20 protein-coding genes are annotated in these 18751 nt (G+C 58.8%); 7 read left to right on the top strand and 13 right to left on the bottom strand.

Annotated features, from left to right (window positions below; all coding sequences use genetic code 11):
* Positions 1 to 7: 7 nt before the first annotated feature.
* Positions 8 to 571, bottom strand: coding sequence for a hypothetical protein (locus tag GOX88_RS02300; protein ID WP_437436413.1), 564 nt, complete (start codon positions 569 to 571; stop codon positions 8 to 10).
* Positions 572 to 766: 195 nt separating this feature from the next.
* Here GOX88_RS02300 and fumC point away from each other — a divergent pair, with 195 nt between their 5' ends.
* From fumC to GOX88_RS02270, 6 genes are all read left to right on the top strand, one after another.
* Entirely contained in the window at positions 767 to 2164 is a 1398-nt protein-coding gene (gene fumC / locus GOX88_RS02295; RefSeq protein ID WP_170398667.1) for a class II fumarate hydratase, read from the top strand.
* A complete protein-coding gene (locus GOX88_RS02290; protein ID WP_170398664.1) occupies positions 2161 to 2337 on the top strand; it encodes a DUF4169 family protein in 177 nt (58 codons plus the stop codon). The genes fumC and GOX88_RS02290 overlap by 4 nt, the downstream gene beginning before the upstream one ends.
* Positions 2334 to 2561 carry a ribbon-helix-helix domain-containing protein gene (locus GOX88_RS02285; protein WP_170398661.1) on the top strand — a complete coding sequence of 76 codons (228 nt, stop codon included), beginning with the start codon at positions 2334 to 2336 and terminating at the stop codon, positions 2559 to 2561. Before GOX88_RS02290 ends, GOX88_RS02285 begins: the two co-directional genes overlap by 4 nt.
* Before the next feature lie 81 nt (positions 2562 to 2642).
* Complete coding sequence (locus GOX88_RS02280; protein ID WP_170398658.1) at positions 2643 to 3224, top strand: TetR/AcrR family transcriptional regulator; 582 nt, start codon at positions 2643 to 2645, stop codon at positions 3222 to 3224.
* Positions 3225 to 3236: 12 nt separating this feature from the next.
* A complete protein-coding gene (locus GOX88_RS02275; RefSeq protein WP_170398656.1) occupies positions 3237 to 3524 on the top strand; it encodes a YciI family protein in 288 nt (95 codons plus the stop codon).
* Positions 3525 to 3531: 7 nt separating this feature from the next.
* Positions 3532 to 4134, top strand: a complete 603-nt coding sequence (locus GOX88_RS02270; RefSeq protein ID WP_170398653.1) for a DNA-3-methyladenine glycosylase I — start codon at positions 3532 to 3534, stop codon at positions 4132 to 4134.
* Between the two features lie 6 nt (positions 4135 to 4140).
* Here GOX88_RS02270 and GOX88_RS02265 read toward each other — a convergent pair whose 3' ends face one another.
* The 4 genes from GOX88_RS02265 to GOX88_RS02250 form a co-directional block, all read right to left on the bottom strand.
* Positions 4141 to 5022 carry a fructose bisphosphate aldolase gene (locus GOX88_RS02265; RefSeq protein ID WP_170398650.1) on the bottom strand — a complete coding sequence of 294 codons (882 nt, stop codon included), beginning with the start codon at positions 5020 to 5022 and terminating at the stop codon, positions 4141 to 4143.
* 73 nt (positions 5023 to 5095) lie between these two features.
* Positions 5096 to 6445, bottom strand: a complete 1350-nt coding sequence (locus GOX88_RS02260) for a cytochrome P450 (protein WP_170398647.1) — start codon at positions 6443 to 6445, stop codon at positions 5096 to 5098.
* Complete coding sequence (locus GOX88_RS02255; protein WP_170398644.1) at positions 6442 to 7656, bottom strand: hypothetical protein; 1215 nt, start codon at positions 7654 to 7656, stop codon at positions 6442 to 6444. The genes GOX88_RS02260 and GOX88_RS02255 overlap by 4 nt, the downstream gene beginning before the upstream one ends.
* 63 nt (positions 7657 to 7719) lie before the next feature.
* Entirely contained in the window at positions 7720 to 8472 is a 753-nt protein-coding gene (locus GOX88_RS02250) for a cytochrome c biogenesis CcdA family protein (protein WP_170398641.1), read from the bottom strand.
* 105 nt (positions 8473 to 8577) lie between these two features.
* Between GOX88_RS02250 and GOX88_RS02245 the strand changes: the two genes are divergently transcribed.
* On the top strand, positions 8578 to 8811 hold the full coding sequence (locus tag GOX88_RS02245; protein WP_170398638.1) for a sulfurtransferase TusA family protein: 234 nt from the start codon (positions 8578 to 8580) through the stop codon (positions 8809 to 8811).
* A 47-nt stretch (positions 8812 to 8858) separates the two neighbouring features.
* On the opposite strand, the gene GOX88_RS02240 is transcribed toward GOX88_RS02245, so the two are convergent.
* The 8 genes from GOX88_RS02240 to GOX88_RS02205 all read right to left on the bottom strand — a co-directional run bounded on the left by GOX88_RS02240 (position 8859) and on the right by GOX88_RS02205 (position 18672).
* Entirely contained in the window at positions 8859 to 9287 is a 429-nt protein-coding gene (locus GOX88_RS02240; protein ID WP_170398636.1) for a hypothetical protein, read from the bottom strand.
* 125 nt (positions 9288 to 9412) lie between these two features.
* Positions 9413 to 12280, bottom strand: a complete 2868-nt coding sequence (locus GOX88_RS02235) for an Rne/Rng family ribonuclease (protein WP_170398632.1) — start codon at positions 12278 to 12280, stop codon at positions 9413 to 9415.
* 503 nt (positions 12281 to 12783) lie between these two features.
* On the bottom strand, positions 12784 to 14118 hold the full coding sequence (locus GOX88_RS02230; RefSeq protein WP_170324832.1) for a sigma-54-dependent transcriptional regulator: 1335 nt from the start codon (positions 14116 to 14118) through the stop codon (positions 12784 to 12786).
* Between the two features lie 13 nt (positions 14119 to 14131).
* Positions 14132 to 15898, bottom strand: coding sequence for a sensor histidine kinase (locus GOX88_RS02225; RefSeq protein WP_170398629.1), 1767 nt, complete (start codon positions 15896 to 15898; stop codon positions 14132 to 14134).
* Between the two features lie 36 nt (positions 15899 to 15934).
* Positions 15935 to 16603: a phosphoribosylformylglycinamidine synthase subunit PurQ gene (purQ, locus tag GOX88_RS02220; protein WP_170324830.1), complete on the bottom strand. Its 669-nt coding sequence runs from the start codon at positions 16601 to 16603 to the stop codon at positions 15935 to 15937.
* A gap of 11 nt (positions 16604 to 16614) precedes the next feature.
* Entirely contained in the window at positions 16615 to 17658 is a 1044-nt protein-coding gene (locus GOX88_RS02215; RefSeq protein ID WP_170398625.1) for a zinc-dependent alcohol dehydrogenase family protein, read from the bottom strand.
* 4 nt (positions 17659 to 17662) lie between these two features.
* Positions 17663 to 17893: a phosphoribosylformylglycinamidine synthase subunit PurS gene (gene purS / locus GOX88_RS02210; protein ID WP_109311572.1), complete on the bottom strand. Its 231-nt coding sequence runs from the start codon at positions 17891 to 17893 to the stop codon at positions 17663 to 17665.
* Between the two features lie 116 nt (positions 17894 to 18009).
* Complete coding sequence (locus GOX88_RS02205; protein ID WP_170398622.1) at positions 18010 to 18672, bottom strand: MarC family protein; 663 nt, start codon at positions 18670 to 18672, stop codon at positions 18010 to 18012.
* Positions 18673 to 18751: the final 79 nt, after the last annotated feature.

Genomic DNA, 18751 nt, shown 5'->3' with positions numbered 1-18751 from the left:
CCCGGCTCTACTGCTTTTTCAGAAACGTTTCGACCGAGCGCGATTTCACCCCGTTGCGGAATCGTGAAAACGACAGATCCAGACCGCCCTCTGCCAGAGTGCGGTCGAATTGCTGCAGCTCGTAATCCCCGGTCTCGCCAATGAACAGCGAGAACACGGTCAGAGTGTCGCCCTCGATCCGCCCCCAGACGAAAGGTTCTCCACGCATCGGGTCAAGCGGGACCTCATGGCCGAAAACGTTGCGCTTCATGGCGGCGGAATACACGTCGTCCCTGTCCGACTGCTTGAAATCTATCGAAAATTTCTGATCTTTGACCCGGCCATCCGCCTTGTAGGTAGTGGTCGTCCAACTGACGTTGAATCCATCTTTCAATTCTTGAATCGACACACTCATGTCACGTGGCGTTTCACTTCCGTCTTCATCCACAACATTGGCAGAGCCGACATAGCTGCCGACAAAGGGCGCAATATCCCCCGCATGAGCCTTTAGCCCAGTGAGTGCGAACAAAATCAGAATGCCAAATGAAAAGGCAATGATTTTCAGGGGATAAGTTCGAACCAATGTGCCCACCTTAGCCTCCAGCAAGTTGATCCACCTATTGTAGCTGACCCGGTAGCGCGCACAATGCGTTTCGGACCGATTTTACCAATCCCTTCCGGCTATACCTCTGGCGTCCTTGAGTTTATGGTGCGCGCAACTGGCCGATTGCACGATGACAGAGTTACGGGTAAACGGCATACGACTGCATACACGACGGAGTGACCGATGTCTCAGACCCGCACCGAATCCGACAGCTTTGGCCCGTTGGAAGTCCCTGCTGACAAGTATTGGGGGGCCCAAACGCAGCGTTCGATCATGAACTTCCCTATTGGTTGGGAAAAACAGCCCGTTGCCATCGTGCGTGCGCTGGGCGTGATCAAGAAAGCCTGCGCGATGGAGAACAAGGCCATCGGCAAGCTGGATGCGAAAATCGCGGATGCCATCATTCAGGCCGCCGGAGAAGTAATCGAGGGCAATTTTGACGACAACTTCCCTCTGGTCGTCTGGCAGACCGGGTCGGGCACCCAATCGAACATGAACTCGAACGAGGTCATCGCGAACCGCGCGATTGAGATTATGGGCGGCGTGATCGGTTCGAAAGACCCGGTGCACCCGAATGACCACTGCAACATGGGTCAGTCCTCGAACGATACATTCCCGACTGCGATGCACATCGCCACCGCGATGAGCGTGCGTGACGTGCTGCTGCCGGGGCTTGAGAAATTTGCTTCGGCGCTGGAAGCCAAAGCAAAAGAGTTCACGGGCATCATCAAGATCGGCCGGACTCACACGCAGGATGCAACCCCGCTGACGCTGGAACAGGAATTCGGTGGCTACGCGCACCAGATCCGTCAGGGTATTGCCCGTGTCCATGCCTCGATGCCCGGAATTTACGAGCTGGCCCAAGGCGGTACGGCCGTTGGCACCGGTCTGAACACCCACAACGGTTGGGATGAGGCTGTAGCCAAGAACATGGCAGACATCACCGACCTGCCCTTCGTCACGGCGCCGAACAAGTTCGAGGCCCTGGCAGCCCACGACGCCATGGTCTTCCTGTCGGGCGCATTGGCGACCATCGCGGGCTCTTGCTACAAGATCGCGAACGACATCCGCCTGCTGGGCTCTGGCCCCCGCTCGGGTCTGGGTGAACTGATCCTGCCGGAAAACGAGCCCGGTTCCTCGATCATGCCCGGCAAGGTGAACCCGACCCAGGCCGAAGCACTGACGCAGGTCGCCGCGCATGTGATGGGCAACGACGCGGCGATGAAATTCGCCGGCTCGCAGGGACATTTCCAGCTGAACGTCTACAACCCGATGATGTCCTACAACCTGCTGCAGTCAATCCAGTTGCTGGGCGACGCCACTGACAGCTTTACCGAGCGGATGCTGCTGGGCATCAAGGCCAATGAGCCGCGCATCGACAAGCTGATGAAGGAATCGCTGATGCTGGTGACAGCGCTGGCGCCGACCATCGGTTATGACAATGCCACCACCGTCGCCAAGACGGCGCACAAGAACGGCACGACCCTCAAGGAAGAGGCCATCGCGCTGGGCTTTGTCGATGAAGAGACCTTTGACGCCGTTGTCCGCCCTGAACATATGATCGGCCCGAAAGACAAATGAGCAAACCGGTCAATCTGAACCGGTATCGAAAAGAAAAGGCGCGGGCCGAGAAAAAGGCCCGCGCGGATCAGAACGCTGTCAAATTCGGCCGCAGCAAGGCCGAAAAGATCGAGTCCAAGTTCGAGCAGAACAAACAGCGCCGCGACATCGACAATCACGAGTTGGATGAATGAGCGGCCGCCCGGTCAAACGATCGCTGACCCTGAAAGGACATCGCACCTCGGTGTCTCTGGAGGACGAGTTTTGGCAGGCCTTTCGCGACATCGCAAAGTCTAAAGACATCGCAATCAACGCTTTAGCAGCTGAGATTGACGTCGACCGCGACCCCGAAATTGGACTGGCCTCGGCCATTCGGGTGTTTATTCTGAACTGGTATCGCGACACATCTTCTTCGTAACTTAGTTTGTGTTGACGCAGTAGGACACTTGTCCTACGCTCCAGTTAGGACAATCGTCCTATGGAAGGAGAGCGGCGTCAAATGTCAGATCTCAATACCAGTGAACAGATTGTTCAGGTCGCGGACGAATTGTTCTACCAGAACGGTTATGCCCAGACCTCTTTCGCCGATATTGCCAAGGCGGTCCAAATCTCTCGTGGGAATTTCTATTATCATTTCAAGACGAAAGATCAGATTCTCAAAGCTGTGATTGACCTGCGCCTATGCAGAACAAGACAGATGCTGGGCGAATGGGAACAGGACCTCCCTGACCCGAAACACCGCATCGGACAGTTTATCGAAATTCTGATCATGAACCGTGCAAAGATTACGCGCTACGGCTGTCCGGTCGGGACCCTGTCTACTGAGTTGTCCAAGCTTGAACATGCGGCGCAAGACGATGCCAATCTGTTGTTCGACCTGTTCCGCGACTGGCTGGAAAGACAGTTTTGTGCGGCTGGTCGACCGGAAGATGCACCGGAATTGGCGATGCGTCTGTTGGCCCGAAGTCAGGGTATCGCAACGCTTTCGCAGGCCTATCAGGACGAAGCCTTTGTAGACCGCGAGGTTCACCACCTGAATACTTGGTTGAACAATCTTCTGCCGCAGATGAATTCAACCTGAGAAAGGTTCCTCATGTATATAATTTTACTTCGTTTTTCCGAAAACAAGGGCCTTGCCTCTGACCACATGGATGGGCACCGAGCCTGGCTGAAACAGGGTTTCGCCACAGGAATGTTCCTTCTTGCCGGCACGTTAAAGCCCGGCATCGGCGGAGGTATTTTGGCCGTCGCAGGCAGCCTGAATGCGGTATCCGAATTCGTTGATCAGGATCCTTTTGTCGTTGCCAATGTGGTAACGGCCGAAATTCTTGAGATGGAGCCTGCCCGCGCAGACGAACGCCTGAACTTTCTTTTGACCTGAGGTTTCCATGACCAAAACCATATCCGGCCCGGATGGCCAACCCCGCTGCGCATGGTGTCAGGCGGCACCGGAGTTCTTTGAATACCACGACAATGAGTGGGGCTACCCGGTCGCTGACGACCAGCGTCTGTTCGAAAAGCTGTGCCTGGAAAGTTTTCAGTCGGGCCTCAGCTGGCGCACAATCCTGGCTAAGAGAGAGAATTTTCGCAAAGCGTTTAAACAGTTCGATTTCAACGCGGTAGCCAAGTTTGATGAAGCGGATGTCGAACGCCTGCTACAGGACGCGGGCATCATACGCCATCGCGGCAAAATCGAAGCGGTCATCAACAACGCCCGCCGCGCGCAAGAACTTGTGGCGGCAGAAGGGTCCATCGCCGCTTATGTCTGGCGATATGAGGCAGAAAACCCGCCCACGCCGCAAACCGCGTCGACTTCGGCCGAGTCCATCGCAATGTCGAAGGATTTGAAGAAACGCGGCTGGAAGTTTGTCGGGCCGACCACGGTGTTTGCCTTCATGCAGGCCATGGGGTTGGTGAACGATCACGCCATTGGGTGTTCCATGCGTGAAAAAGCGGCGCAAATGCGCCGCGAATTCACCAAGCCGGTCTAGCGCCTCTTAAACCGAGGCGCGGAAGATCTTGTCGATATTGCCACCCAGCGCGGCATTGAACTCGGCATCCGATTGCTGTTTCGACAGCCCTTCGGTCAGCGCGCGCGAGAACGACGCGATCATCTTGCCGTTCTGGTTCAGCAGATCGCAGGCCTGCTCGGTCGAATAGCCGCCCGACAGCGCCACAACGCGCACGACGCGCGGGTGATCGGCCAGTTCGTCGTACAGGTTCGCCTGGCTGGGGATGGTCAGTTTCAGCATGATGTCCTGACCTTCGGCCAGTTGGTCGAGGTTCTTCAGGACTTCGGCCTTCAGGATATCTTCGGCCTCGGCTTTGGTGGCCGAGTTGATGTTCACTTCGGGCTCGACAATCGGAACCATGCCGGCGGCAATAACTTCACGGGCCACGTCGAACTGCTGAGCCACAACAGCGGCGATACCTTCGGCGTTGGCTTCGTGGATCACAGAACGCTCTTTGGTGCCGAAGACGCCATTCGCCTTGGCCAGAGTGTCCGCCAAACCCGGGATCGGTTTCATCATCTGAACGCCGTTGGCCTGATCCTCCAGACCCTTGTCGATTTTCAGGAACGGAACGATGCCCTTGTGCGACCACAGGTAATCGGCAACCTTGCGACCGTCGATCTCTTCACCCAGCGTACGTTCGAACAGGATCGCGCCGATCACTTTGTCCTTGGTGAAATCGTCGGCCAGAATGATGCGGGCACGCATTTTCTGGATTTCGCCGAACATCTCTTCGTCCGAGCCGTATTCCGAGGCATCAACCCCATAAAGCGCCAGCGCCTTGGGCGTCGAGCCGCCACTTTGATCCAGGGCTGCAATGAAACCCGCGCCGTTGGACATTTGCTCACGCTGTTCTGCTTTGGACATAAGACTTTCCCGTTCAATGATGATTCCGCGTTTGTCCATCGCATACAGCAAGGCGCAGAGTGATGGTAGGTTGTTAGCGCTCAACCAGACGCAACCAAATGCCGTCCGCTGACCGCACTGTCAGATGCGCCACCGGAACGGGCGTGCGGCCCTCTACCAGCTCGAACCGGAAGTGCCGCAGCAACATTGACAACAACAAAGGCCCCTCGACCATGGCGAACCCTGCCCCGGTACAGACGCGTGGGCCTGCCGAAAACGGGATGAAAGCCTGCCGCTGGCAGGATTTGCCGTTTTCGGTGTTCCAACGGGTGGGATCAAACTCATCCGGGCGGTCCCACAGACGTTCCTGTCGGTGCAGATGCCAGGGGCTGATGACGATCTGCGACCCCTTGGCGACCTCTCTGCCCCGGAAATGTTCCGGACAGGTCGCCTCGCGCACCATCATCGGCACAGGCGGGTACAGGCGCAGGGCCTCGCGGAAAACATCCCGGCTGAGGCGTAGTTTTGACACAGTGGCAAAGCTGGGGTCATCCAGAATACCCGCCTCGGCGCTCAGCTTTTCCTGCCATTCTGGGTAAAGCGCCATCAGATAGAGGGTCCAGGCCAGTGCCGATGCGCTGGTTTCGTGCCCCGCCAGAAAGAAGATGGCCACCTGATCCACCATTTCTTGCGTGTCAAAGCACTTCCCGGTTTCCGGGTCGGGCGTCGTCATGATCTTGGTTGCAAGATCGTCGGGCGCTTGCCCTGTAGCGATCAACTTGGCCCGCTCTGCCGTCAGACGCTTGATCAACGCGCGGATGGCCTTGGCGTTCCGGCGCGTGTTCCGCGCATGCAACCGCGGCACCCAGCGCGGCACCGGGATAAAGGCCGCCAGGTTCAACAACGGTTGTTGCCGCTGATAGGCCCGGAACTTGTCAAACACCTGCGCGGCTACTTCATGCTCGATCGGGACCGAAAACAAGGTTCGAAAGATCACATCCGCCGCGGCGTGGCTGGTAAGTTCTTCGCATTCAATCACCTCACCTGCCTGCCCCTTAAGCCGCGCAACGCAGGCTTCAGCGGCCTGCAACATCGCAGGAAAGGTGTCCTTTAGCCGCCCGCCTTCAAAGGCCGGATCGATGATCCGTCGCTGCCGTTTCCACTTCTCTCCGTTGGTCAGAAAGACCGAGTCCCCCAGCAGCGGGCGCAACCCCTCGCTGATGCGACCGGATTTGGGAAAGTCGTCGGGGCGTTTTTTCAGGACCGTACCCACAAGTTCGGGCTGGTTGATCATGTATGATCGGAAGAACGGCGTGCGAAACTCGGCCATCCACGCCCGATACAGTCGTTGTGGCTGTGCTGACAGCAGATCCTTTCGGAACAGTTTCAGATAGCGCCACAACGAGACCTTGTCCGGGCGGGGTGTTGGCTTTGGTGGCTTCATGTTCGCACCGAGTTGTATTTTGAGATTGGTTGTTCGATCCGTGATTTCGAAGGCGCGCGCCCGTCGAACCGTTGGCCCAAGGTCAAAGGGCCAGCGGTGATACGGAAATAGTCATAGTCTCTGGGGCGATTAAACGCGCAGAGATACTGGAAATGCAGCCGAAAAAAGCGCCAGCGCAGCTCTTGCCAGCGCTCCGGTGACAGCGTTTGCGTGAAGGCCGCCGACAGGACCAGCGGCCAGCGTTTCCGGTCGGTCGCAACACCGCTGACACCTACCGGGTCACATAGAGCAAACGCACACCCGTCGCCCGGTGCGGACACGTCAACCCAGGTTATGCCTGGTTGCTCGGACAGGAATTGCAGATCGGTGCGCAGGCCCTCGGCCTCGGGCAGAAATGAAACCATGGGCACCACCTGCCCCAATGTAAGAAAGGACAGGGCTGGTCGGGCATCCAACAAACCACCTTCGCGGATCAGATCGGCCAGAACCGTCACCCCAAGATGCGCGCCCGAAGAATGGCCGACGACAAGAACCTCGTCCACATCGGTTTCAAGCGCATGCCGAATATGAGAGGTGAATGTCTCCAACCGGGTCTTCAGCTCCGCCGAAACGGCACCTTTCCACGCGGCGGAATAGGCGTAGTCGTGCATCAGGTAATAGGCAAACAGACGGTTATCGATTGTTCGGAACCAATATAGCAGAGCGTATGCCGCGGCAATCGCCGGCACCAAGGACAACCGCCCTGCAATCGACCAAAGCAGCCCGGCCACAGCCCAGGCCACAAAAAGCGCCGAAGCCAATTGACCCACGAGCATCCCAACGGGATATAGCGCGGCGATCACCGGCCCCTTGCGCAATCGCATCAGGCGCCACAACGCTCCAGACCCGATGTAGGTCCACGCCGTCCGCAACAGCTGCAGATAAGTCGCGGGGATCGAGTTCGACATGCTGTCGCGCACGATATCCGACCAGACCAGAACATCGATATCCGCTTCAACGTCCACGCCGTCCTGATGCGAACGGACGTGCCAGCCATATGGCCCCTCACCCGTTTTCGGGGAAATTGAGATATCATACCCGGAAATCTCGGCCTGCGCCCGGCTTTCCTTGCGGTACAGCTCGCGATAGCGGCGCGGGTGAATCGGGTCATAGCCGGGGATGTAGAATACCCGACGCCTGCGCACCCGAGGCTGATTTGTGTGACTGCTCATGCCCTTACCTTCTGCGGCGCAGGTTAGCGCAGCCTTACGGCCAAGGTAAGGCGGATTGGCACGTCATCCGAAATTGGCCAGTGCCGGGAAGGTTTCCAACAGCCACCAGCTGAACTCGGTGAACAGGCCGGTGATCAGCATGATGCCGACGAACAGCAGCAGACCGCCCATGACCTTTTCGATCGTGCCCATGTGGGGCTTGATCCGGTTCATCACCGTCATCGACCGGTTCAGGAACATAGCCGCCAGCAGGAACGGAATCCCCAGCCCCGCAGCATACACACCCAGCAGCAAGGTGCCGCGTGCGACCGAGGCCTCTGACGCGGCCAGCGACAGGATCGCGCCCAGCTGCGGGCCGATGCACGGCGTCCACCCGAATGCAAAGGCAAGCCCCAGGATATAGGCCCCAAAAACCGAGCCGCCGGAATCACCTGCGTCGATCCGTGCTTCGCGATCTAGGAACGGAATGCGGAACACGTTCAGAAAGTGCAGGCCAAAGACGATGACGACCGCACCGGACAGTTTGGCAAACAGAACCTGATTCTGCAGCACAAACGCCCCAAAGGCCGAGGCCGTGAAGCCCAGCAACAGGAACACCGTCGACAGGCCCAGCACGAAAAACAGCGCGGACAGAGTCGCCTTGCGCCGCGCCGCTGCCTCATCCTGCATCTCGTTGATCGTCACGCCGCTCATGTAGGCCAGATAAGGCGGCACAATGGGCAGCACGCAGGGCGACAGAAAGCTGATCAGCCCGCCCAGCATCGCGATGAACATGGCAGGCAGCAGGCCCGCGTCGATGATTTCAATTCCGAACATGGTTCAGCACATAGGGTATCCAAGGGGCGGCGTCACGGGGCCATTCGGTCACATCCCCGTGCACGAGTGCTGGACAGTCAGGCAAAGTGGAAATATCTGACCCTCATGTCAAATCCCACCGAAACGCTGGACGCGCTGGGTCTGCTGTGTCCCTTGCCCGTCCTGAAAGCCAGAAAACGCCTAAAATCCATGCCCTCGGGGGCCGTATTGCGCATACTGGCCGATGATCCTGCGGCCGTCATCGACGTTCCGCATTTCTGCGCCGAAAGCGGGCACCAACTGTTGTCGCAAGAGGATGCGGACGGGCATCAGATTTACCTCATCCAAAAAGCAGGCTGACACACGCGTTCTAGGGAACCCTGCACTCCGAAACTTCAATCTACCGATTAGATTGAAATCTTTTCGTGCAGGAACTCGCCCCAGTTCTTCGCATATTCCTTCCATTTCGACGCGAATTTCTCATTAAAAACAACGGCGTATTTCGCCAGGTAAACATGGTCGGCTTGCGTGACAACCTCACCTTTCCGATCCCCAATCGGGATTCTGAAGTCCTCATCGACGGTGTAAGCTGACTGTCGGGCCGGATTTTCATTCTTTCCGTAAACTTCATCCAGCAAGGACATCAGGAAGTCCTCGCGCGCCATGCGTGCCTCAAGATCGCACTGGCGCTGATCGATTGACATAACAAAGCTTTCTATTTCTTCCAGAAGCTCATTCCGCTCATGCGACAGTTTATTAATGTGGGAGTAAGCATCCTTGAGGCTCTGCTGGTTTTGCTTGAGCTTTTGCGTTGTGTAACCCTGTAAAAACCCCATTTCCCGCTCCTCTTCTTGTTGAGATTCTTCCGTAACCCGCAGAACAATAAAAGAAAACGCGCCGACCTAGGTCAACGCGTTCTCGTTACTTTCTGCATGGGCGAACCCACTGACAGTCTTTTTCTTTACTGCCCCAAAGACCACCAGCCGCGCCGTTTAGGCTTGGCGGGGTCGCTGGGCTGTTCAGGTTCTTCCGAGACAGCCTCAAGCACGGGTTCAGGGGTCTCTTCGACCACCTCTTCCACTTCCACTGCAGTTTCGACCTCTACGGTTTCCGCAGCTTCAGCAACGGGCTCGGACACCTCTTCGGTTTCGGGTTCGCTTGCCTCCTGCGGCTCAGGCTCCGGCGCCTCTTCAGCCACCGGTTCCGCAGTCTCAACGGGTTCGGGCTGTTCGCTTACCGGTTCTGCTTTGGGCTCTGTCACACCGTCGCCTTCAGGTGCAGTGGCTTCCTCAGCCGTTTCAGTTTCAACTTCGGCAGGGCTTTCTTCAACCGCTGCTTCAGTCGTGTTTTCCTCAGCTGCTTCAACAGGTTCCGCGTCTTTCTTCTTGCGGCGCGGAGCCCGACGGCGCTTGGGCTTTTCGGCTTTCTCTTCCTGAGCAGCCTCTTCCGCTTCGGGCTCGGACGCGGGTTCATCACCCACCTCAGCCGAGGCGTCTTCCTCAACCCCTGATTCCGTCTCGGGCGCTTCACCGCCAGCACTGCTCTTCTTGCGGCGACGACGGCGGCGCTTGCGCTTGGGTTTGGGGTCTTCTTCGGCCTGAACGGTTTCTTCTACCTCGGCCTCTTCCTCGTCCGCGTCCACCAAATCCATCAGCGAGGCGTCCACCGAAACGACCGGCGCGCTAGCCTCGGGCACCACGCGGCTGGCAGTCTTGAACTTCTCCATCGAGAAATCAGGGCTGACCAGATGCACGTCACCTTCAACCCGAACCGACAGGCCGTAACGCGCTTCGATCTGCGCGATATGCTCGCGTTTCTGGTTCATCAGGAAGTTCGCGATGCTGACAGGGCAGCGCACCAGAACCTCGCGCGAGCGGCGGCGGGTGCCTTCCTCTTCGATCTGACGCAGGATGGTCAGGGCCATGTTGTCGTCCGAACGGATCAGACCCGTGCCGTGGCACGACGGGCATGGCTGCGTTGTCGCCTCAAGCATACCGGGGCGCAGACGCTGACGGCTCATCTCCATCAGGCCAAAGCCGGAAATCCGGCCCACCTGAATGCGCGCGCGATCGGTCTTCAGCTTTTCCTTCAGACGCTTTTCGACGGCCGCATTGTTCTTGCGCTCGTCCATATCGATAAAGTCGATGACGATCAGACCAGCCAGGTCGCGCAGCCGCAGTTGGCGCGCCACTTCTTCGGCAGCCTCAAGGTTGGTCTTGAGCGCGGTTTCTTCGATCGAACCCTCTTTGGTCGCCCGACCCGAGTTCACGTCGATCGCCACTAGCGCCTCGGTCACGCCGATCACGATATAACCACCGGATTTCAGCTGCACCGTCGGGTTGAACATACCCGTCAGATAGCTTTCCACCTGATAGCGCGCGAACAGCGGCAGCGCGTCTTCATACCGTCTCACATTCTTGGCGTGGGACGGCATGATCATCTTCATGAAGTCCTTGGCGATGCGGTAGCCGCCTTCGCCCTCAACCAGGACCTCGTCGATGTCGCGATTATAGAGATCGCGGATCGAGCGTTTGATCAGGTCGCCTTCTTCATAGATCTTCGCGGGCGCAATGGATTTCAGCGTCAGTTCGCGGATCTGCTCCCACATGCGCTGCAGGTATTCATAGTCGCGCTTGATCTCGGACTTGGTGCGCTTGGCGCCTGCGGTCCGGATGATCAGGCCCGCGCCGGTCGGAACGTCAATTTCCGATGCGATTTCTTTCAGCTTCTTGCGGTCCGGCGCATTGGTGATCTTGCGGCTGATCCCGCCACCGCGTGCGGTGTTGGGCATAAGTACGCAGTAGCGACCCGCCAGCGACAGGTAAGTGGTCAGCGCCGCACCCTTGTTGCCGCGCTCTTCCTTGACGACCTGAACCAGCAGGACCTGACGGACCTTGATGACTTCTTGAATCTTGTAGCGACGCGGACGCGGTTTGCGCGGCGGGCGAATGTCTTCGCTGTCATCCTCATCAGCCACCGACTCGATACTGTCATCCTTGGCGGTCGCGTCCGGGCGGGACTCTTCTTCCGCCTCGTCGTCGTCCGCTTCAGTTTTGCTTTCGTCCGCTGCGACTTCGTCAGCCGCTGCTTCCTCGGCAACGTCCACATCATCTGCGGCACTCTCGGCATCAGCGTCGGCAGATGCCTCAACCGCTTCGCCCTCAGGCTCTTCGGCTTTCGCAGGTACTTCTTCCGCCGTGGCAGTCACGTCTTCCTCAGCCTCGGCAGAAGGTTCTTCCGCAACCTCAGCTTCTGCAGCTGGAGCTTCTGCTTCTTCCGAGACCTCCGCTTCATCAACGGGCTCTTCAACCGGCGTCTCAGCGACATGATCCATCGGAGAGGTGCCTTCGGGAACCGCCAGATCAGCGCCCTCTTCACCTTCATCCAGATCAATTGTTTCCATGCCCGACGGTTCGGAGGAAACTTCAATCGTTTCGACCGGATCGTCCGATTTTACATCCGCCGCCTTGGTGCGCGACCGCGAGCGACGTTTTCTGGGCTTGCTCTCTTCGGCTTCATCCCGCGCCTTCATCGCCTCGGCATAGGCGCGCTCTTCTTCCATAAGCGCTTCGCGGTCGGCAACCGGGATCTGGTAGTAATCCGGGTGAATTTCCGAGAACGCGAGGAAACCGTGCCGGTTCCCGCCATAATCAACAAAAGCCGCCTGAAGCGACGGTTCGACCCGTGTTACTTTTGCAAGATAGATGTTGCCGGCAAGCTGGCGTTTGTTTTCGGATTCAAAGTCGAACTCCTCAACCTTGTTTCCGTCGACCACCACGACGCGGGTTTCCTCCGCGTGGGTGGCATCGATAAGCATTTTCTTAGCCATGTGTCCTTGGTGCACCGCGCCAAACGCGTTGTCCTAACCCGTCCGGGGGGACAGGCGCTTTTGGGGTGGTGTCTTGTCAGGGCGATATCGGACGGCGCGCGGCAGGGTCCGGCGCTGTGGCCCCCTGCCCGTATACTCGTTCGTTGCGCGCGCGTCATCGCGGTTCTTCTCCGACAGGCGCGGTTCGCCGCGACCTGCCCATTTGTTCCTTTCGCCCGCATAAACGGGTTCAGGCGTTCATCTGCCCCAATCTGGGGCACAATCGGTCTACTTTGCCTCGTGGGATTATCACCATCCGCGGCAGAGCAGCGAAACTCAAAGATTCGGGGCTTAGGGGCACAAAAAGGCCCGGCCCGTTCGGACACAATAAAAGCAGTCCTGTGGAAAAGACAATGGGCAAACTGCATCAAGGGCCCTGAACAGCGCTCAGGATCCCTTCATCTGGCCAAAAATATCCCGGGGGAGTCGCCCAAAGGGCGGCGGGGGCAGAGCCCCCTGCCCAATCACAAGTAATCCGAACGCTGCAGGCCGTACTTGGCCATTTTCTCGTTCAGCGTCCGCCGCGGCAGACAAAGCTCTTCCATCACGGACGCAATCGAGCCCTTGTGACGGCGCATCGTGTTATCAATCAGCATCCGCTCGAACGCTTCGACATATTCCTTGAGCGGTTTGCCCTCGGTCGTCATCACCGGCTGCATTTCCTCGTGATCCGACATCAACAGCGACGCAATCGTGCCCGATCCGCGGCGCGACTGCAGCACCGCGCGCTCGGCAATGTTGATCAACTGGCGCACATTGCCCGGCCATGGGGCCTGCAGCAATTGCGCTGCTTCCTGCGCACTGACCTGCGGCGCATCACAGCCGTATTCCTCGGCAAATTGCTCGCTGAGGCGCGTGAAGAGCGTCAGGATATCCTCGCCCCGCTGGCGCAGCGGCGGCATGGTGATCCGCAGTGCCGCCAGGCGATAGAACAGGTCCGGGCGCAAAACGTCTTCGCTGGTCTTTCCGGCCTCTTGCAGGTTGGAAATTGCCACGATCCGCGTTTCCGCCGGTGTGCCCTGATCGTTCATGACGCTCAACAGGCGCGCCTGAAGCGTGTCACTCAGCGCTTCAACATCCTCCAGAACCAGCGTACCCCCGCGCGCCTCTTCAATAGCGGGCAGCTGCGTATCCTCGGGCATCATCGGGCCAAAGAGGCGCTTCGACAGAACGTCTTCTTCAAGCGCCGCGCAGGACACCAGAACGAATTTCTTGCCAGCCCGGCTGCCAACCGCGTGCAGCGCGTGCGCGACCAGAGTTTTACCGGTGCCTGTCTCGCCATCAATCAGGACATGACCGTCCGCCTGCCCCAGATCCAGAATATCCTCGCGCAGGCGCTCCATCACTGGGCTGGCACCGATCAGCTTGTTCATGATCTGGGTGCCACCCGACAGCTCGCGCCGTAGGGCCCGGTTGTCCAGCGTCAGGCGGCGGGCATTGCTGGCCCGCTTGGCCAGTTCGGACATCCGGTCCGGGTTGAAGGGTTTTTCAAGGAAATCGAACGCACCGACGCGCATCGCCTCGACTGCCATCGGCACGTCACCATGACCGGTGATCATGATGACCGGCAGAGTGCTGTCGGCCCCCATCAGCTTTTTCAGCAGCTGAATGCCGTCCATACCCGGCATCTTGATGTCCGAGATGACAATCCCCGGATAGTCCGGTCCCAGCACCTTCAGCGCGTCCTCGGCGCTGGAGAAGGTTTCGGTGTCATAGCCCGACAGTGCCAGCCACTGGCTGATCGACTGGCGCATGTCCTGTTCGTCATCCACAATGGCGATTTTCATGGCCTGTGCCATAGTACTTCCTTTGTTATTCAGCGGCCTCGAGGCCGTCGCTTCCCAGTATCGGCAGCTGCATCTCAAACACCGCGCCACCGTACTGGCTGTTGCGGGCGGTCAGCCGCCCCCCATGGTCGTTTACGATACCCGAAGAGATGGCAAGTCCCAAACCGACGCCGTCTCCGGGCTGCTTGGTGGTGTAGAACGGTTCAAACAGGTTCTCGATATCTTCGATCCCATAGCCGTTGTCGCGGACGGTCAGCACCGCCATATCGCCTGCGGCCAGAATGATTTCCACGTCCGGCTCTGATACAGATTTGGTGGCGTCCAGCGCATTGCGCAAGAGGTTCACCATTACCTGTTCGATCCGCATCCGGTCCCCCATCACTATAACAGGTTCTTCGGGCAAAATCTGAGTGATCTTCACGTGCCGCTGACGCAGCTGCGGCTCCATCATCGACAGGGATGAGGCCAGTGCTTCGCCAAGATTTACAGGGGAAAACGCATCTGCACCCTTGCGCGCATAGGATTTGAGCTGCCGGGTGATCGCACCCATGCGCTCGATCAGCCCATCGATGCGGCCAAAACTGGCCAGCGCCTCTTCGGGGCGGTTTCGGCGCAGCAGCAGACGCGCACCGGCCAGATAGGTCTTCATTGCAGCCAGCGGTTGATTCAGCTCGTGACTGACGGCGGCGGACATCTCGCCCAACGCAGCCAGTTTCGAACTTTGCGCCAGCGTTTGCTCGGCAACTTCCAGCGTCTTTTCAACCCGTTCCCGCTCAGCAATTTCCCGCTGTAGTCTTGCGTTCAATGCGCGAAGCTCTGCCGACTCGCGCTGGAACAAAGCCATCCGCAACGTCGCCCTGCGGCTGAGTGCGTAGAAGGCCAGCGCCAGAAGAATCGCAAACCCCATGATCTCGAGCGCGAGAACGCTGTTCACCTTTTCACGGATCGAGGCATAGGTCGTGAACGAGGTCATCTGCCAGCCGCGGAACGGAATGCGCGTCTCCATCCGCATCACAGCCTCGCCCTGCAGGTAGGCGTCAGGCGGCAGCGCGGTCCAATCCGCAGTGGCCCGGATCGCACGCTGGATCGCACCTTCCGGAGGTTGCCGCAGCATCGCTGAATTTTCCTCCAGCCCGCGCCACTGTGGTTCCGTCGACAGGATGATCGTGCCTGTGCTGTCAGTGACCATCACCGCGTCGGAAATACCGGCCCAGGCCAGTTCAAACTTGTGCAGATCGACCTCAACAACAATCACACCAAGGATATCGGCATTGGCATCGATGCGACGCGAATAGACAAAGCTGTAGCCACCGGATTCCTTTGGGATCACCGTAAAGATCGTGGCGTTCGAACGTACTGCATCAATAAAATAAGGTGAACTGCGATGCGCCTCACCCAACCTGTTGCGATCGGTGGATGCGACTAGACGGCCATCCCCGTCCAACAGCATCAGGGACGCGGCTCCAATCTCTTCCACAAACGAGATCAGGCGCTGGGTAGACAGCGAAAAGTCACCGGATTGCAGCGCCGAGATCAACGTGGGGTCACGGGACAGCAGCTGAGGCACAATCGCGTTTCTGCGCAGTTCACTCAGCAGGTTGCCGGAATACAGCGCCAGGCGCACCTCGGCCCGGTTTCGGGTCGACTCGGTGAACCTGTCCGTCAGCAAACGGTTCGTGATCCAGATCGTCGCGACAGCAGCGATCAGCAACGCGATCACAGCAAACCGCAGGCGCCACCCAAGGGGCGCGCCGCGGAAAGGTTTTGTCAGATTGGACCAGCCGAAACTCATCCCGGGAAATTACGCGGGGTTCGGCGCAACCTCAAGTCACGCGGGCGCGAGGACACCGGACAATGCGCGGAACAATGCCGTACCGTCGGTGCCGCCATGCCCATCATCAGCCGCACGTTCCGGGTGCGGCATCATCCCAAGAACCCTGCGGTTTTCCGACAGGATACCGGCGATGTCCCCGACCGAGCCGTTTGGATTCTCGGTATAGGTGAATGCGATCCGGTCCTGATCCCGAAGCGCGGACAACGTGGCGTCATCGGCGAAATAGTTTCCGTCATGGTGCGCAATCGGAATTCCGATCACATCGCCTGCGTTATAGCCTTGGGTAAAGGCGCTGTCGCTGGTCTCTACTTTCAGACCCACGGTCTTGCAGATGTATTTCAGACCTGCATTGCGCAGCAGCGCGCCGGGCAGAATGCCGGTCTCGGTCAGGATCTGGAAACCGTTGCAGATCCCCACAGCGTAACCGCCCCGGTTGGTATGATCGACCACGGCCTTGCAGATCGGCGATTGCGCGGCGATGGCGCCGCAGCGCAGGTAGTCTCCGTACGAGAAACCGCCGGGTACGCCCACGATGTCGATCCCTTCGGGTAGTGCGGCATCCTTGTGCCAGACCATATCGACCTGAAAACCAGCCTGCTCAAAGGCCACTGCAAGGTCCCGGTCACAGTTCGAACCGGGGAAAACGATGACGGCTGCGCGCATTGCGGACCCTCCTAACAGACAAAATCGGTGACCACGGCAACACCTGGTGGCGTTGGATGGTCAAAGGCGGCAAGTTCCTCACTTACCTGGTTCAGAGATATTTCTCGCGTCACCAGCGGGCTGAGATCAACGCTGCCCCCGGAAATCAGCGACAACAGCGATGGATAGCGCCAGCTTGGCATCCCGCGGGTTCCGTAAACGGCCAGTTGGCCGGAATACAACACGTCCATCGGCAAAGACATAGTCGAGTGCTTTCCGGCCGGCATTCCGATCTGCACCATGCGGCCCAGCTTGCGTAGGGATTTCACGGCAGCAACGGTGGTGGTTTCGATCCCCAGCGCCTCAATCGCGACATGCGCACCGCCGCCGGTGATTTCTTTCACGGCCTCCGGTGCATCACTGGTGGCCGCATTGACGACCGCGTCAGCGCCAAGGCTTGTGGCATAGGCCAGCTTGTCGTCAACGATATCGACCACGACGACACGCGCCCCAAGCGCCTTACCCAGCAAGAGTGTTGAGACGCCCACGCCGCCGCCGCCAAAGATGGCAAGCCACTCGCCGCCCTGTATCTGCGCCCGCCCCACCAGAGCCTGCCAGGCGGTCGTCACCCGACAGCCCAGGGCAGCCGCGATTTCAGGCGCAAGCGTGTCCGGCAAAGCCGTCAGGTTGGCGTCGGCGTGCGCGACGGCAATGTACTCGGCAAAGGCCCCGTCACAGGTGAAACCAGGCACCACCTGATCCGAGCAGATCGTTTGGTGGCCCTGCGCACAATCCGAACAATGGCCGCAGGCCAGAATGAACGGCGCAATCACCCGATCCCCAGCTTTCCAACGGGTCACCCGCGCCCCAACGGCAACGACTTCGCCGCAGTATTCGTGCCCGGGTGTTATCGGCAAGACCACATCCGGATCAGACCCCGACCACGCGTGCCAATCCGACCGGCAAACGCCGCAAGCCAGCACCCGGACGACGACGCCGTCCTCGGCCGGTTCAGGATCGGGAATGGTCATCAGCTCCAATGGCTGACGATACGTGATCAGACGGGCTGCCCGCATCAAGTCAGACCAGTTCGATCTCGTATCGCTCGATGACCGTGTTGGCCAACAGCTTTTCGCACATTTCGGTGATGTCGGCCTCGGTCGCGCCTTCGGCCAGTTCAAGGTCGATGACCTTGCCCTGACGCACGCCTTCGACCTGATCAAAGCCCATGGCGCCCAAAGCATGCCGTACGGCCTCACCCTGCGGGTCGAGGACCCCGTTCTTCAGCATCACATGCACCCGTGCTTTCATTCCTGCAACTCCAGCTGAGGGCCGTGTTTCCGGGCCCGTTCCGTTGCGCGGGGGATAGCGTGCGAAACCGCGTTCGACAACCCTTGTCCGTATACAGTTTGACGCAGGCGGGCCGATCAGCCTCCGCCGGTCAGCCCCGGGTACCGCGCATCTATGGCATTGAACGTGCCGGTCAGCACCATTTCAACCGCCACGGCGACAAGGATAATCGCCATAACGCGCGTAATCACATTGATCATCGTCGGCCCGAAAAACCTGGAAATCGGGTCCGCGAACAGCAACCCCAGCCCCACAATTGTGCAGGCAATCAACACAGCGGACCCCAAGGTAACAATCTCGGCCCCGTCCGATAGCGTATGGGCAAAAACAATTGTCGTCGCGATGGTTCCCGGCCCGATGGTCAGTGGAATCGCCAGCGGAACAACGGCGATGTTGCTTTTCTTCATGGCGCCCTCTGCTACCGCCTGCTGATCGCCCTGTGGCCGGTCAGATGCGTTCAGCATCGACATGCCAACCCCCAGAATGATCAGCCCGCCGGCAATTCGAAACGAAGGGATGTCGATGCCGAAGATGGCCAGAATCTCTTCACCCACCAGCACGGCAATCAGGGCGACGACCACAACGGTGCCCGTCACGATCAGCGCCACGCGTTTACGCTCGGCGGCCGAATAGCCCTCGGTCATGCTCAGGAAGATCGGAATGCCGTAAAGCGGGTTGAAGATCGCCAGCAGCGCGGCGAGGAACTTCAGAAAGACAGCCTGATCGAACAATTCACCCATGTCGGGACCACCGTGGTTACTCCTGCCCCGACAATGCGAAGGACCGGGCGCGCTGTCAAACCACCAGAGCAAAAAGAAA

Source organism: Ruegeria arenilitoris (assembly GCF_013030985.1).
Classification (GTDB): Bacteria; Pseudomonadota; Alphaproteobacteria; order Rhodobacterales; family Rhodobacteraceae; genus Ruegeria; species Ruegeria arenilitoris_B.
The sequence above is the reverse complement of the archived record's forward strand: the minus strand, read 5'-3'. Positions and strand labels throughout refer to the sequence as shown.